The organism is Enterobacter cloacae complex sp. IR53030, assembly GCF_049238365.1.
GTDB classification, from domain to species: Bacteria; Pseudomonadota; Gammaproteobacteria; order Enterobacterales; family Enterobacteriaceae; genus Enterobacter; species Enterobacter kobei.
Window position 1 is genome coordinate 23,202 of sequence record NZ_JBMKHA010000019.1, and the last position, 15,234, is coordinate 38,435.

Sequence of the window (15,234 nt, forward strand, 5' to 3'; positions counted from 1 at the left end):
GCGCTTTAAGGAGACAGACCATGTTCGGATTTCCCCACTGGCAGTTGAAATCGACCTCCACAGAAGCAGGCGTGGTCGCGCCGGATGAACGACTCCCGCTCGGACAAACGATGGTGATGGGCGTCCAGCATGCAGTCGCGATGTTTGGTGCGACCGTACTCATGCCGATGCTGATGGGGCTTGATCCCAACCTGTCGATTCTGATGTCGGGTATCGGCACCCTGCTGTTCTTTTTTGTCACCGGTGGGCGCGTGCCCAGCTATCTGGGCTCCAGCGCCGCGTTTGTCGGGGTGGTTATCGCCACAACCGGATTTAACGGCCAGGGGATCAACCCTAACCTGAGCGTGGCGCTCGGCGGCATCATCGCCTGCGGCCTGGTCTATACCCTGATTGGTCTGGTGGTGATGAAGATCGGCACGCGCTGGATCGAACGCATGATGCCTCCCGTGGTGACCGGTGCCGTCGTCATGGCGATTGGCCTGAACCTGGCGCCGATCGCGGTGAAAAGCGTCTCCGGCTCGCCGTTTGAAAGCTGGATGGCGGTGATCACCGTGCTGTGTATCGGCCTGGTGGCGGTGTTTACGCGCGGGATGATCCAGCGTCTGCTGATTCTGGTCGGGCTGATTGTCGCCTGTCTGGTTTACGCTCTGCTGGCGAACGTTTTCGGTCTCGGCAAGCCGGTCGATTTTACCCTGCTCCATCAGGCTGCCTGGTTTGGCCTGCCGCAGGTCACTTCCCCCACCTTTAACACCCAGGCAATGATGCTTATCGCACCGGTGGCGGTGATCCTGGTGGCGGAGAACTTAGGTCACCTGAAGGCGGTCGCGGGAATGACCGGCCGCAGTATGGACCCGTACATGGGCCGGGCATTTGTCGGTGACGGTCTGGCAACCATGATCTCCGGCTCCGTGGGCGGCAGCGGCGTCACCACCTATGCCGAAAATATCGGCGTGATGGCGGTGACCAAAGTCTACTCGACGCTGGTCTTCGTCGCGGCAGCGGCGATGGCGATACTGCTTGGTTTCTCTCCGAAGTTCGGCGCGCTGATCCACACCATTCCGTCGCCGGTCATCGGCGGGGCATCGATTGTGGTATTTGGGCTGATCGCCGTGGCCGGCGCGCGAATCTGGGTGCAGCATCGGGTCGATCTGAGCCAGAACAGCAACCTGATTATGGTGGCGGTCACGCTGGTGCTGGGCGCGGGCGATTTCGCCCTGACGCTGGGCGGATTTACGATTGGTGGGATCGGCACGGCAACGTTCGGGGCAATTCTGCTTAACGCCCTGCTGAGCCGCCGTAAAGGGGATGAAGCGCAGGCTGAAGCCATCACCCCCTCAACCTGAAATGAGTGCTGCTTTCTTGCCGGGTGACGCTACGCTTACCCGGCCTACAATGAGCATGTAGGCCCGCGCAAGCGTAGCGCCGCCGGGCAAAACGGGCAGAGTGCACGTTGTTAGCTATCTGCCCCTTGTTCACCCCCCACCCCGGTAATCGCCTTGCGTCGTTTTTTTAGCTTCAGCTCGCTCACCAGCACCCCGGCGACAATAAATGCCGCACCGACCAGGGCCAGCAGCGGCAAACGCTCTCCGGCGAGGCGACCAAAAATCCCCGCCCATACCGGTTCGCCGGTGTAGATCACCGTTGCCCGCGTCGGGGAGACGCTGCGCTGCGCCCAGTTCATGGTGACCTGAATAATGGCGCTGAAGATGCCCAGCCCCAACGCGACCACGATCAGACCGGTAGACATCGGCGGCACGGACTCCCCGGCCGGTACCATCGTCGCAAACGCCACCAGCGAGGCCGTGGCGAGCTGGACCACCGTCACGCGCTTGACGTCCACCTTGCCCGCCCAGGCGCTAATCAGAATAATTTCCGCCGCAATGGCAATCGCCCCGACGAGGGTAATGATCTCGCCCGGTCCAAGTGCCAGCAGGTTATTTTCCGGCCCGGCCAGCAAAATCAGGCCGATAAACGCCAGCACGATACCGATGCAGGACATCATCCCCGGCATCCGCCCCAGGCAAAGCCACTGCAGGAGCGGTACCAGCGGCACATACATGGCGGTGATAAATGCCGATTTGCTGCTGGAGATAGTCTGTAATCCCCATGTCTGCAGGCTGTAGCCCATTGCAATCGCCACCCCGATCGCCACCCCGGCCTTCAGCTCTTTAAGGGTTAATCCGCGCAGGGATTTTAGCGATACGAGCGCCACGGCTATCGCCGCCGTCGCAAAGCGCAGACCAACAAAAAAGAACGGATCGCTCAGCGTTACCGCGTACTGGACGGCCAGAAACGTCCCGCCCCAGAACATGGTGATGAGAATAAGGATGGCTTCCTGCGGTTTTACGGAGAATTTAAAGCGTGAGACAGACATGCGACACCAGCAAATGAGAACAATTCTGTAGTGTGCGTCGCCTTTGGTTACAGTTCAATGTTGCAGAAATAAAAAAACCGCCGGGAACGCCCGGCGGCAGGGTTCAGCCTGGCGCGTTACTTATTGCTGCCGTGGCTGTTTTTACCCCCTTTCTTGCCAGCCTCTGATGCGCGCTGAGGGTCATTTTTGAAGTTGCCCCCGCTATGCTGGCCACCTTTACGACCTGCTTCTGATGCTCTTTCACGGTCTTCAGCGAAATTACCTGAACCACCACGATGGTTTGCCATCTCTAACCTCCAGAGTGTGAAACATTAGACATCATATTGCATTCAGTAAAAGAGGATTCTTTCACCTCGCGGCATGAGGACAGTGCCTTTATCTGTGCCGCGTGAAACTAAGCTTAGTGGACTAAGGCTGTCCGGCAAGCCGCTGGTAATATCCTGCAACAGGATCTCAGTCTTTCGGGTGAGATAACACGACGGAGATTCATAACTCTTTCTTATCATTTCAAAAAACGGAGGCGAGAAAGTTGTTTCATTTTGCTACAGCACGCTTCCCCAATCATATTGTTATAAATCAAAGAAATGGTGTTCATTTTTGCAGTCTGGCCGTGATGGCATATCTTTAAATGAACGCAGCGATCCGCTGTCAGAAAACACAAACGAGGAGTGATGCAAAATGGCAAAAGTTCTGGTGCTCTATTATTCCATGTATGGACACATTGAAACCATGGCTCACGCAGTCGCAGAAGGTGCAAACAGGGTGGACGGCGTTGAGGTTGTGGTGAAGCGCGTACCGGAAACCATGCAGGCGGAAGCCTTCGCCAAAGCCGGGGGAAAAACACAGAATGCCCCGGTCGCCACGCCTCAGGAGCTGGCAGATTACGATGCGATTATTTTCGGGACGCCAACCCGTTTCGGCAATATGTCCGGCCAGATGCGCACCTTCCTCGATCAGACGGGCGGGCTATGGGCCTCAGGCGCTTTATACGGCAAACTCGCCAGCGTCTTCAGCTCTACCGGCACCGGTGGCGGTCAGGAGCAGACGATTACCTCAACCTGGACTACCCTTGCTCATCATGGGATGGTGATTGTGCCGATTGGCTACGGCGCGCAGGAACTCTTTGATGTTTCTCAGGTACGTGGCGGTACTCCCTACGGTGCAACCACCATTGCCGGCGGCGATGGTTCCCGACAGCCGAGCGACGAAGAGCTCGCCATCGCCCGTTATCAGGGTGAGCATGTCGCGGGCCTCGCCAAAAAACTGAACGGCTAACTCAACAGGAGGACAAGCATGCCAACTCAGGAATCAAAAGCCCACCGCGTGGGTGAATGGGCAAGTTTACGCAATACCTCTCCGGAGATTGCCGAAGCCATTTTTGAAGTCGCGAAATATGACGAGAAACTGGCAGAGCAGATTTGGGAAGAAGGTAGCGACGAAGTGCTGGTTCGCGCCTTCGAAAAGACGGACAAAGACTCGCTCTTCTGGGGCGAACAGACCATCGAACGTAAAAACGTCTGAACGTTTCCCCCCGCCTTTGCGGGGGGTTATCCTCTATTTTGCCGCGCTGTTCATCACCGCATTAAACTTATCAACCGGGCAGAAGCCGTTAGCATCCACCGGGCAGCCTTTCAGCTCCAGCGTTACACGCTGCGCGGGGGATTCCAGCGACAGCACGCTGGCGTTTCGCAGCTGCTCTGAGCTCTGGTAGACATACTCAATTTTCATCAGTTCCTGGTTAGCGTTTTTGTCATGCCAGCGCTGGAAGACTATTTTGCCGCCAATTGGCGTGCGCTCGTGCTGATCGTGGAGTTGATACGGTTTGAAATCCAGCGCGGTTAGCAGCGACGCAATGTTCGAATCATGCCCTACCAGCAGGGTGATTTTAGGCGCTTTCGCCTGATCGGTGACCAGCGCGTTATCAATATATTTCACCAGCGGTTTGGCCACGTTTTGCGCCACCTCGGTGGAGGTAAACAGCGAGTCCTGATAGCCGTTTTTGAGCTTCGACAGCACACGCCACTGCTGGTCAGTCTTGATCTCACCCCAGGCCACCTGGTCAGCCGGGAAACCTTCGTAATATTGCAGCGTGAACGCATCCACCAGCGAGTTACCCACTTTCAGCGGACCGGACACGCCTGGCTCTTTTTCATAGTCGGCACTGAACGTATCTTTCGCGTCCGCCAGCGAGCAGACTTTTTTCTCTTTGCAGGACGGCGAATCGACGTAGTTCGTCATCTGCTCCAGCAGCTTATAGCTTTCTGAAAGCTGCATTTTCTGCCGCTCGGTCTCCATCGCCTTCAGCGCTTTTTCGCGGAACTCAGGCGAGTTATCGGTAATGACCGGATTAAAGGTAGGATCCATGGTGCCCATTTTTTCCTGATGATGCACAGGCACATCGCACCCCGGGAACGCGCCCGTAATGAAGAATTGTGCGGTCGCAACGGTACGCTGCAGGCTATTGGCATATGCATAAACGGTCTCCGCTGGCGGGCACTCTCCAGTCTTTATCATCCCCTGCTGCGCCAGCCACTCGCGCATGTAATGACCCATATAGACTTCCAGCACGCCGCCTTTGGTGGTGAGCTGACCACCCGGTACCTCCCACTCTGGCCACTGTTTCGGCGTGGACTGCTCCAGCACGCTGCCGTTGTTGGCGAGCGGTGCGCGCAGGTTATGGCGACTCATGATTAAAACTTGCTCCAGCTGATACCCTTCCGGCGTCTCTTGTGCCTGCACGCCAAACGTTGCTGAAATGGAACCGGCGACTGCCAGCGCGAGTAGTGCTTTTCTCATCCCTAATTCCTCACTCGTTTTAAAATGTCGCATTCAGTGTGACAGATTCGTGACAATTTTCCGGGAAGCATTTCTCAATCTGATGAATACCTTACTCGCCGATTCAGACGCTGATACCAGTGACGATACCAACATACAGCGCCGCCCACGCGCAGGCAGAAAGCAGGCTGACGGCGTAGACCTTCACGGCGCTTAGCCTGAGCATCCCCGCTGCCAGCGGCACGATATAACGCAATACCGCCAGAAAGCGCGACGTAAACAACGCAATTTCACCGTTCTTTTGCAGCTGATGCTGCACTCTCAAAAACCTGTCGGCATGCTTAGACGTGAAACGCGTGACCAGCCGGGTGTGTCCCATCAGCTGGCCGATATGGTAATTCAGCACCGATCCCACCGTTGCCCCCATAACCACGGCAAGCCATGCGAGCCCAGGATGCATGCTCCCCTGGCTGACGCCGATGCCCGCCAGCAGCATCACCGAGGCGGGTGGCAGCACGGAGGAGATCAGTACCGTCGATTTACCCAGCGCCATCACGAATAACAACGCAAACAGATGTGCCGGATAGAGCGCAAAATGAGTAAGCAGATGATCAAACCACGCCATTTACCCCATCCTCGTGATGATTTAATCTTTTATTTAAAATGAATAACCTTAAATAAACCCTCAACATCGTATTAATAAAATTCTTCTAAACCGTTCTTAAACATTATTTAAAATCCTGAGCGGTAAAATTAAATATGCGTATTATCCCTCACGTTTTACAACGATCTCGTTATGGCGAGGCTCCTGTACAAATACACGTTATCGCTCTGGTGGGTTCGAGAGAACCAACACAGGGTAAAACAGGCACTGTCGAATCAAGGCTTTGTCAGTATAACTTCCCTTGCGGGATACGGTGTACAGTGCTGAACCCAGGACGTGGGGATCTCCTCTTCGACATGCCCTGTCTTGCTCGCCCCTGAGAGATGTTATTATTCAAAGGGAATTCACTATGTCTTACGCTATTCACAATCAAAACCCGGCATTCAATGACAGCGCCATCGCGCAATATATGAATACCGATTTTATCGTCCTTGATATTGCATTATGCGTGGCGCTGGCGCGCGAGCAATTCTTCGCAAAATTAAAAGACGACGATATTCCATCACATATTTTTATTGAAGACAATGGCCGCCTGGCGGGCATGATTGCGGTGCGTAAATTGCTGCAAACCGCCGATACGCTACAGCCGGTGAAATCGCTGATGATCTCGCAGTTTTTACAGGTCAAACCGGAGGATGAACGTGCCGATGTTGCCGGCCAGCTGGCGCACGGCGGCGCGGACGTTGTGCCGGTGGTCACCCACGGCAAGCTCGTCGGCTGCCTGACCGAGCGCGAAATCGCCCATCTGCTGGAAGATGACGTCACCGAAGACGCTCAGCTTCAGGGGGCGACGCTGCCGCTGGAGAAGCCCTATCTGGAAACCAGCGCCTTCAGCCTGTGGAAGAAACGCTCCGTCTGGCTCCTGCTGCTGTTTGTCGCAGAAGCCTATACCAGTTCGGTGATCCAGCACTTCGAAGAGGCGCTGGAGTCCGCCATTGCGCTGGCGTTCTTTATTCCGCTGCTGATCGGCACGGGCGGCAACAGCGGAACGCAGATCACCTCCACGCTGGTGCGCGCCATGGCGCTGGGAGAGGTGCATCTTCGCGACGTCGGGCGCGTGCTGCGAAAAGAGATGTCCACTTCGCTGATGATTGCCGTGACGCTCGGGATTGCCGGGTGTATCCGCGCGTGGATGATGGGGATTGGGCTGGAAATCACGCTTATCGTCAGCCTGACGCTGGTGTGCATAACGCTGTGGAGCGCGATTGTGTCGTCCGTGATTCCGATGGTGCTCAAACGCTGCGGCATTGACCCGGCGGTCGTCTCCGCGCCGTTTATCGCGACGCTTATCGACGGTACCGGGCTGATTATCTACTTCAAGATCGCGCAATATACGCTGGGGCTGGAGTAACGCGGTCCGCCAGCTGGATCACCGCTCGCGAAAACGCCTCAATCGCCAGCGCGACATCCTCAGCCACCACCGACTCTGCCGGGTGGTGGCTGACGCCGCCTTTGCAGCGCACAAACAGCATCCCTACCGGCCAGCGTTCCGCGATGGCAATCGCATCATGGCCCGCGCCGCTGGGCAGCGACAGTGAACGCCCCTGCACCGATTCGACGGCCTCCCCTAACACGTTTTGCAGGTGGATATCGCACGGCGTGGCCGCGATGCGGTAAAACTCCTCGGCGCTGAACTGCAGTCCGCGTCGCGACGCGATTGCCTGCGCATTTTCCAGCAATTCGGCCAGCAACCGATCCAGCGGCGCATCCTGCGGACCGCGGATATCCAGCGAGAGATGCACCTCGCCGGGGATCACGTTTACCGCACCGGGCAGGCAGCGCAGCTCCCCGACCGTCGCCACCCGATTGCCGCCCTGCTGCCGGGTGGTATTTTCGATGAGAACCATCCATTCGGCAGCGGCGGCCAGCGCGTCCTTACGATGGTTCATCGGCACGGTTCCCGCGTGCCCGGCTTCGCCGGTGAAACGGCAATTCAGGCGACGCGCGCCGTTGATGGCTTCCACCACGCCGAGCGCGAGACCGTCCTGCTCAAGGCACGGCCCCTGTTCAATGTGCAGCTCCAGGTAGGCGCTGAAATCCTCGGGACGGCGTGCAGCATGCGACACGCGGCCGGGATCGAGCCCCACCTGCACCATTGCCTGTGCCACGCTGATGCCGCTGGCGTCGGTTTTTTCCAGCCAGTCCTGCGGCCAGGTGCCCGTCAGCCCCCGGCTGCCTAACAGCGTAATGCCGAAACGGGTGCCCTCTTCATCGCAAAAACCGACAATCTCAATGGCCTGCGCCAGGTGCAGGCCCTGCTGGTGCAGGCTGTCCACCACTTCAATCGCGGTGAGCACCCCGAGCATACCGTCGTAGCGCCCCGCATTGCGCACGGTATCCAGATGCGAACCGAGCAGCACCGCCTGCGCCCCTTCCTGAGCACCTTCATAGCGTCCACAGATATTGCCCACGCTGTCCTGCCAGACGGTCATCCCCGCCTGGCTCATCCACTGCCCGACCAGCTGGTTGGCCTGCAGATGCTGCGCCGAGAGGTAGACCCGGGTCAGCGCATCCGGCGTTTCGCTGATGGCGGCCAGCGCATCGGCGCGCGCCATCACCCGTTCTGCCGCCGGGCTCATTGCGGCGTCTCGCGGCGATAGTGATCCCACGCGGCCTGCATGGCGGCCCCCTGCGTGGTGGTGAATTTCAGGTAGTTCAGCACCGACTCCAGCGCGCTCAGGGTGGTCATCACGCAATCCTTACGCGCGTTATAACCCATGGTGCCAATGCGCCACACTTTACCGTGCAGCGGGCCAAACGAGGTGCCGATTTCAATCCCGAAATCCTCCAGCATCAGCTTACGCACCTCGTCGCCGTTGACGCCCTGTGGAATCACCACGCCCAGCACGTTATTCATCTTGTGCTTCAGGTCGCCGAAGGTCTCCAGCCCCATCGCCTGAATGCCCTTCAGGAGCGCATCGCCGTGCAGCTTGTGGCGGGCAATGCCGTTATCCAGCCCTTCCTGCAGGATCAGCCGCGCGCATTCGCGGGCGCCAAACAGCGCTGTGGTGGCTTCGGTATGGTGATTCAGCCGTTCCGGCCCCCAGTAGTCCATCACCATGCCAAGATCGAAGTAGTTGGAGTAGATCATCTCCTCGTCGCCGTCGCGGTGGGCGTCGGTGCGAATGCCCGCCTCAACGCACTTGCGGCGGCGAATCGCCTCCTCCATCCGCGTACTCAGGGTGACTGGCGAAGTCCCCGATGGCCCGCCGAGACACTTCTGCATCCCGGCCGAGACGGCATCCAGCCCCCAGGCGTCGGTCTCCAGCGCGTTGCCGCCGAGCGACGCGGTGGCGTCGGTGTAAAACAGCACGTCGTAGCGGCGGCAGATAGCGCCAAGCTCCGCGAGTGGCTGCAGCATGGTGGTGGAGGTGTCGCCCTGTACGGTGAGCAGCAGGCGAGGACGAATACGCTTAATCGCATCCTCCACCTGGTCCGGGGTGAACACCTCGCCCCACGGCACCTCGATGGTATGCACCTCCGCCCGACAGCGGCGGGCAATTTCGCACAGCAGGTGACCAAAGCGGCCAAAGACCGGAACCAGCACTTTATCCCCCGGGCGAATGGCGGAAACCAGTATCGCTTCAATCCCCGCCCGGGAGGTACCGTCGACCAGCATCGTCCAGCGATTTTCAGTGCGGAATACGCCGCGATAGAGCGCCATCACCTCGTTCATGTAGTGGGTCATGGCCGGATCGTACTGGCCAATCAGCTGGCTCGACATAGCGCGCAGCACGCGCGGGTCGGCGTTGATCGGCCCCGGCCCCATCAGCAGACGCTGCGGCGGGTTAATTTGCGGAAAATGTGCAATATCCATGAGTCAGTCCTTATCAGTTGAGGCCGCGCACGGAGGAGATGAACTGCTTCAGTTCCGTGGTCTGCGGGTTGGCGAACAGCGTTTTGCTGTCGCCCTGCTCCCAGACTTTCCCCTGGTGCATAAACACCACGCGGTCGCCCACTTCGCGGGCAAAATTCATTTCGTGCGTCACGAGAATCAGGGTCATCCCCTCGGCGGCCAGCTGCTCCAGTACCTTGAGCACTTCGCCCACCAGCTCCGGGTCAAGCGCGGAGGTGATCTCGTCACAGAGTAAAACTTTAGGCGACATCGCCAGCGCGCGGGCAATCGCCACGCGCTGCTGCTGGCCGCCGGAGAGGCTCGACGGGTAGTAATCCAGACGATCGCCTAAGCCCACTTTCTCCAGCATGCGCTGCGCCAGCTCCCGGCATTCGGCAGCACTTTTCTTCAGCACCCGACGCGGGGCGAGCATGACGTTTTCCAGCGCCGTCATGTGCGGGAACAGGTTGAAGCTCTGGAACACCATCCCCACCGAGCGGCTGATTTCACGCGCCTGGGAATCCCGGTCGGTAATGGTCATGCCGCCCAGCTTAATGCTGCCGTCCTGATAGCCCTCCAGGCCGTTGATACAGCGCAGCAGCGTGCTTTTTCCCGATCCGCTGCGCCCGATAATGGAGATCACCTGGCCCATGTCGATATCCAGATCGACACCCTTGAGCACGTGGTTATCACCGTAGTACTTCTGTACCTGATTAATGGTGATGAGAGGCATTGAATTTCGTCTCCAGATAGCGGCTGTAGCGCGACAGCGGATAACACAGAATGAAGTAGCCCAGCGCCACCAGCGCAAAGACTTTGAACGGCTGATAGGTCACGTTGGTCAGCATGGTCCCGGCCTTGGTCAGCTCGATAAAGCCGATAATCGACGCCAGTGCGGTACCTTTGATCACCTGCACGGCAAAGCCGACCGTCGGGGCGATGCCGATGCGCAATGCCTGCGGGGCGACCACGCGAAACAGGGTCTGGCCGAAGGTCAGTCCCAGACAGCGCGAGGCTTCCCACTGCCCTTTCGGCAGCGCACGGATGCTACCGAACCAAATATCGAGCAGAAACGCGCTGGTGTAGAAGGTTAACGCCAGCGAGGCGGCGGTCCACGGCGAAACGTCGAAGCCGAACAGCGCCACGCCAAAGAAGGCCAGGAACAGCTGCATCAGCAGGGGCGTCCCCTGAAACAGCTCGATATAGCCGCGGATGATGCGCTTCACCGTGCGACCGCCGGTCAGGCGCAGCAGCAGGAGCGGTAGCGTCACCACCGCCCCGCCGACAAACGCCACCAGCGACAGCAGCACCGTCCAGCGTCCGGCCAGCAGCAGGTTGCGAATAATGTCCCAGTCGGTAAAGGTGGTCATCATGCCTGCACCCCCAGCCATTTCCGTCCAGCCGCCATCATCAGCTGGCGCAGGGTAATCGACAGCGCTAAGTAGATACCGGTTGTCACCAGATAGACCTCAAAGCTCAAAAACGTTCTGGACTGGATCAGGTTGGCGGCAAAGGTCAGCTCTTCATACGAGACCTGCGACACCACCGACGAGCCGAGCATCACGATGATGCACTGGCTCACCAGTGCCGGATAAATACGTTGCAGCGCGGGCGGCAGCACCACGCGAATAAAGGTCTGCAGGCGGGTCAGCCCCAGCACGCGTCCGGCCTCCCACTGCCCTCTCGGCGTTACCTGAATGCCCGCGCGGATAATCTCAGTGCTGTAAGCGCCAAGGTTCACCACCATCGCCAGCAGCGCCGCTTCCCCCGCCGTCATCTTCAGGCCCAGATTCGGCAGGCCGAAGACGATGAAAAATAGCTGCACCACAAACGGCGTGTTGCGGATAATCTCCACGTAACCGCCCCAGATCCGGCTGTACCACGTTGGGCGTCCGCTGCGGATCGCCGCCCCGAAAATCCCTATCGCCAGCCCGCCGACGGTCGCCATCACCGTCAGCTGGATGGTGACCCACAATCCCGCCAGCAGCGCCGGCCAGTGCGGCCACAGTTCAGAGAAATGAAGTTGCTCAGTCATCGGCTCAGCCGCCAAGGTTTGCCGGCAGCGGGGCCTTCAGCCATTGCTCAGACAGACCGTTCAGCGTGCCGTCCTTAATGCCCTGCTCAATCAGCGCATCCACTTTTGCCTTCAGGGCCGGTTCGTTTTTCTTCAGGCCGATAAAGCACGGTGAATCTTTCAGCATAAAGCTCGGCACCGGGGCCTTATCAGCATTCTGGCGGGAAATCGCCGCCACCACGAGGTTGCCGGTCGCCACGTACTGCACCTGTCCGGAAAGGTATGCAGAGAGCGTGGTGTTATTGTCTTCGTAACGTTTCACGTTGGCATCTTTCGGCGCCAGGCTGGTGAGTACCATGTCCTCCACCGCCCCGCGCGTCACGCCGATAGTTTTTCCGCTCAGCCCGGCGGCATCTTTCAGCTCGGCCCCTTTCGGGCCAAACACGCCAAGGAAGAACGGCGCGTAGGCGCGGCTAAAATCAATCACCTTCTCGCGCTCCGGGTTTTTCCCGAGGCTGGAGATGACCAGATCCACCTTATCGGTTTGCAGATACGGCACACGGTTGGCGCTGGTCACCGGCACGAGCTGCAGCTTGAGCTTCATCTGTTTCGCCAGATAGCGTGCCATGTCAATGTCGTAGCCCTGCGGCTGCAGGTCGGTCCCCACCGAGCCAAACGGCGGGAAGTCCTGCGGCACGGCAATGCGGAGGGTGCCGCGCTTCTCGATATCCTGAAGCTGGTCAGCCTTTGCAGGCAGTTGTGTGAAGAGGCATGCGGCCCCGGCGAGTGCAATCAACAGTTTTTTCATGGTGCTTCCCCGTAACGTTAACATGAAACAAAAGATTCTTTGAATGTGATTTTGCAACTAATGTGCCAGGTGAGGCGAAACGGGGGATATTCTTATAAAGCCTGATAAAACGCGGACGGAGCGAAAAATTGAGGATGTTCACGCCCCGCCAAGTTGCACCATTTCAATGCAAAGCACCAGTCTGACGCCCCATTATCGTTGTTCGAGTTCGTCCAGCTGCTGATAAAGGGAAGCAATCTCGTGAATGCGCGGACGGCCTTTATCGAGACTGTCATGCAGGAAGGCATTCGCCAGCAGGTTGATCAGGCTGTTGACCGAGGAATAGCTGTCATAGGCCGAAACGCTGTCCAGCGGGGCGCAGAGCTGCCAGCTCGCCAGCGGAAACAGGCTGTGCGCCTGCGGCTCGCACATCAGCAGCACCGGAATACCGCTACTCTGAAGCTGCTGCATCAGCGGGCGGATAATGCGCGGACGGCGGCGAAAGGCCATCATCACCACCAGATCGTCAGGGGTTAAATCCACCAGTTCTTCGCTCAGGCTTTGCCCTGGCTGAGGAAGCACCAGCACCTGACCGCGCGCCTGCAGCAGCTGCTGGCGCAGGTGGAGCGCCGCGGGATAGGCGTTACGCATGCCAATAATGACAATGCGCCGCGCCTTCACCATGCAGGCCATGGCGTCGGCAAACTGCTGAGCATCGAGAGCATTGACCCACTGGGTCAGGTTCGCCATCTCCTGCTTATAATGGCGCGCCAGTAGCGTATTGCCCAGCACCGCGTCGCGGTTATCGGTAAGCGGCATCCCGCTCTGACGCAGGGTGCGCAGCTCGTCACGCATCTCTTTATACTTCTCATAGCCCAGACGCTTGAACAGACGGCTCACCGTGGCTTTCGATACCCCGCTCAGCTGCGCCAGCTCAGCACTGTTATAGCTAATAAGGTCGTCAAAATGATCGAAAATAAAATCCGCCACCCGCTGCTCCTGCGGCGACAGTGACGGGTATTGCGCTTTCAGTCGTTCATCAAGCTGTTCCATAACGCCTCTGTAACGTTTGTTTCATCTCATACTCACTATTCATTAAGCATGCCAGCTTCTGCGGCAACTGGCATGAAACTTTTTATTCAGAACTGGAACAGCTTTTGCAGCACCTTGTGACTTTCAGGGTTATGAGGACGCTTCATGCAAAGTAATGTCTCCACACACGGGATGGCTGTTGCCCCCCACCACCTTGCCAGCCAGAGTGCGCTGGCCGTCCTGCGCGAAGGCGGCAGCGCGATAGAAGCCATGGTCGCGGCGGCGGCCACCATTGCCGTAGTTTACCCGCACATGAACGGGCTGGGTGGCGATGGCTTCTGGCTTATCGTGCCGCCGGAAGGGGATCCGATCGCCATTGATGCCAGCGGTGCGGCGGGATCGCGCGCGACGCTCGCGGCCTACGACGGGCTCCCGCATATCCCTCATCGCGGCCCTCAGGCGGCGCTGACCGTTGCCGGCACGGTGAGCGGTTGGGACGAGGCGCTGAAGGTCTCGCGCGAGATGACGGGCAAGGCGCTGCCGCTGTCCCGCCTGCTGGCCGACGCCATTGAGTACGCGCAAAACGGTACCCCGGTCACGGCGTCACAGGCGCATGCCACCGCCAGTAAATTTGACGAGCTAAAGGACGTTCCCGGCTTTGCCGAAACCTGGCTGGTGGACGGCAAGCCACCGCCGGTCGGGAGCCGTTTTTACCAGCCCGCCATGGCCACGACCCTTTCGCGCCTGGTGGAAGACGGTCTGGACAGTTTTTATCGCGGCCCGCTGGCGGAGGTGCTGGCGCAGGGTATGGAGACGCTGGGCCTGCCGGTCACGCTGGCCGATCTACACGCCCACGTCGCCCGGCGTACCTCGCCGCTGAAGTTGCAGCATCAGCAGGGAGAAATTTATAACCACGCCCCGCCGACCCAGGGGCTGGTGTCGCTGGCGATACTCGGCATCACAGACCGCCTGAATATGGCGGAGGCTGACGATGCGGGGACGATTCACCGCATTGTTGAAGCCACCAAGCTGGCCTTTGGCCTGCGCGATGCGCACATTACCGATCCGCGCGAGCTGAAAACGGATATTCAGGCACTGCTGGCACCCACCGCCCTTCAGGCGCTTGCCGACAGGGTTGACGACAGCCGTGCCGCGCCGTGGGGCACCGGCAAAGGTCCCGGCGATACGGTGTGGATGGGCGTGATGGATAACAGCGGGCTTGCCGTGTCGTTTATCCAGAGTATTTATCACGAATTTGGCAGCGGCGTGGTACTGCCCGATACCGGCATCGTCTGGCAGAACCGGGGCGCATCGTTCAGTCTCGACCCCAGTCATCTTCTGGCCCTCGCGCCGGGCAAACAGCCTTTCCACACCCTGAACCCGGCGGCGGCGCGCCTCAAGGACGGGCGCGTGATGGTCTATGGCTCGATGGGCGGCGATGGACAGCCGCAAACGCAGGCCACGCTGTTTACCCGCTATGTGGTCCAGGGTGCGCCCCTGCAGGAGAGCATCGCTCGCCCGCGCTGGCTGCTGGGGCGTACCTGGGGACAAACGTCGGACACGTTAAAACTGGAAGGACGCTTTTCGGATGAGACCGTGTCACAGCTCAGGGCGCGTGGACACGACGTGGAGATCTTCCCGGACTTCAGTGAAGCCATGGGCCACGCGGGGGCGATTGTTCGCCACCCCAACGGGCTGTTTGAAGGGTCGTTTGATCCGCGCAGCAACGGCGCGGCCGCCGGATTTTGAGGAG

The 15,234-nt window shown here is 59.0% G+C and carries 16 protein-coding genes and 1 riboswitch; of the genes, 5 read left to right on the forward strand and 11 right to left on the reverse strand.

The window, feature by feature from the left end; all coding sequences use genetic code 11:
- Positions 1-20 precede the first annotated feature (20 nt).
- Positions 21-1,343 carry a pyrimidine utilization transport protein G gene (gene rutG, locus ACOTXR_RS18125; RefSeq protein ID WP_045269383.1) on the forward strand — a complete coding sequence of 441 codons (1,323 nt, stop codon included), beginning with the start codon at positions 21-23 and terminating at the stop codon, positions 1,341-1,343.
- Between the two features lie 110 nt (positions 1,344-1,453).
- Here the strand turns inward: rutG and ACOTXR_RS18130 are convergent, their stop codons facing one another.
- Positions 1,454-2,374 (reverse strand): DMT family transporter, encoded by a 921-nt coding sequence (locus tag ACOTXR_RS18130; protein WP_058689781.1) that lies wholly within the window; start codon positions 2,372-2,374, stop codon positions 1,454-1,456.
- 116 nt (positions 2,375-2,490) lie between these two features.
- Positions 2,491-2,661, reverse strand: a complete 171-nt coding sequence (locus ACOTXR_RS18135) for a general stress protein (protein WP_023332656.1) — start codon at positions 2,659-2,661, stop codon at positions 2,491-2,493.
- Positions 2,662-3,052: 391 nt separating this feature from the next.
- Between ACOTXR_RS18135 and wrbA the strand changes: the two genes are divergently transcribed.
- Both wrbA and ACOTXR_RS18145 read left to right on the forward strand, forming a co-directional pair.
- Positions 3,053-3,649: an NAD(P)H:quinone oxidoreductase gene (gene wrbA / locus ACOTXR_RS18140; protein WP_014883301.1), complete on the forward strand. Its 597-nt coding sequence runs from the start codon at positions 3,053-3,055 to the stop codon at positions 3,647-3,649.
- A gap of 18 nt (positions 3,650-3,667) precedes the next feature.
- Complete coding sequence (locus ACOTXR_RS18145) at positions 3,668-3,895, forward strand: YccJ family protein (RefSeq protein ID WP_014883300.1); 228 nt, start codon at positions 3,668-3,670, stop codon at positions 3,893-3,895.
- A 33-nt stretch (positions 3,896-3,928) separates the two neighbouring features.
- Here the strand turns inward: ACOTXR_RS18145 and agp are convergent, their stop codons facing one another.
- On the reverse strand, positions 3,929-5,170 hold the full coding sequence (agp, locus tag ACOTXR_RS18150) for a bifunctional glucose-1-phosphatase/inositol phosphatase (protein WP_058689782.1): 1,242 nt from the start codon (positions 5,168-5,170) through the stop codon (positions 3,929-3,931).
- A 103-nt stretch (positions 5,171-5,273) separates the two neighbouring features.
- Positions 5,274-5,774 (reverse strand): DedA family protein, encoded by a 501-nt coding sequence (locus ACOTXR_RS18155; RefSeq protein ID WP_058689783.1) that lies wholly within the window; start codon positions 5,772-5,774, stop codon positions 5,274-5,276.
- A gap of 158 nt (positions 5,775-5,932) precedes the next feature.
- Positions 5,933-6,102, forward strand: a riboswitch (M-box (ykoK) riboswitch).
- Positions 6,103-6,162: 60 nt separating this feature from the next.
- Between ACOTXR_RS18155 and ACOTXR_RS18160 the strand changes: the two genes are divergently transcribed.
- Positions 6,163-7,164, forward strand: a complete 1,002-nt coding sequence (locus ACOTXR_RS18160; protein WP_058689784.1) for a magnesium transporter — start codon at positions 6,163-6,165, stop codon at positions 7,162-7,164.
- Here the strand turns inward: ACOTXR_RS18160 and hpxK are convergent.
- The 7 genes from hpxK to hpxU all read right to left on the reverse strand — a co-directional run bounded on the left by hpxK (position 7,130) and on the right by hpxU (position 13,502).
- Positions 7,130-8,392: an allantoate amidohydrolase gene (hpxK, locus tag ACOTXR_RS18165; RefSeq protein WP_050862043.1), complete on the reverse strand. Its 1,263-nt coding sequence runs from the start codon at positions 8,390-8,392 to the stop codon at positions 7,130-7,132. The two genes, ACOTXR_RS18160 and hpxK, sit on opposite strands and share 35 nt — an antisense overlap.
- On the reverse strand, positions 8,389-9,630 hold the full coding sequence (locus ACOTXR_RS18170; RefSeq protein ID WP_032637023.1) for a pyridoxal-phosphate-dependent aminotransferase family protein: 1,242 nt from the start codon (positions 9,628-9,630) through the stop codon (positions 8,389-8,391). Before ACOTXR_RS18170 ends, hpxK begins: the two co-directional genes overlap by 4 nt.
- Positions 9,631-9,643: 13 nt before the next feature.
- Entirely contained in the window at positions 9,644-10,381 is a 738-nt protein-coding gene (locus ACOTXR_RS18175; protein ID WP_008499843.1) for an amino acid ABC transporter ATP-binding protein, read from the reverse strand.
- Positions 10,362-11,018 carry an amino acid ABC transporter permease gene (locus ACOTXR_RS18180; RefSeq protein ID WP_078310221.1) on the reverse strand — a complete coding sequence of 219 codons (657 nt, stop codon included), beginning with the start codon at positions 11,016-11,018 and terminating at the stop codon, positions 10,362-10,364. Before ACOTXR_RS18180 ends, ACOTXR_RS18175 begins: the two co-directional genes overlap by 20 nt.
- A complete protein-coding gene (locus ACOTXR_RS18185; protein ID WP_023332651.1) occupies positions 11,018-11,683 on the reverse strand; it encodes an amino acid ABC transporter permease in 666 nt (221 codons plus the stop codon). The genes ACOTXR_RS18180 and ACOTXR_RS18185 overlap by 1 nt, the downstream gene beginning before the upstream one ends.
- Positions 11,684-11,687: 4 nt before the next feature.
- A complete protein-coding gene (locus tag ACOTXR_RS18190; RefSeq protein WP_058689786.1) occupies positions 11,688-12,470 on the reverse strand; it encodes a transporter substrate-binding domain-containing protein in 783 nt (260 codons plus the stop codon).
- A gap of 192 nt (positions 12,471-12,662) precedes the next feature.
- Entirely contained in the window at positions 12,663-13,502 is an 840-nt protein-coding gene (hpxU, locus tag ACOTXR_RS18195; protein WP_078310199.1) for a MurR/RpiR family transcriptional regulator HpxU, read from the reverse strand.
- 144 nt (positions 13,503-13,646) lie between these two features.
- On the opposite strand from hpxU, the gene hpxW reads away from it, so the two are divergent.
- Positions 13,647-15,230: an oxamate amidohydrolase gene (hpxW, locus tag ACOTXR_RS18200; protein ID WP_058689788.1), complete on the forward strand. Its 1,584-nt coding sequence runs from the start codon at positions 13,647-13,649 to the stop codon at positions 15,228-15,230.
- Positions 15,231-15,234 lie beyond the last annotated feature (4 nt).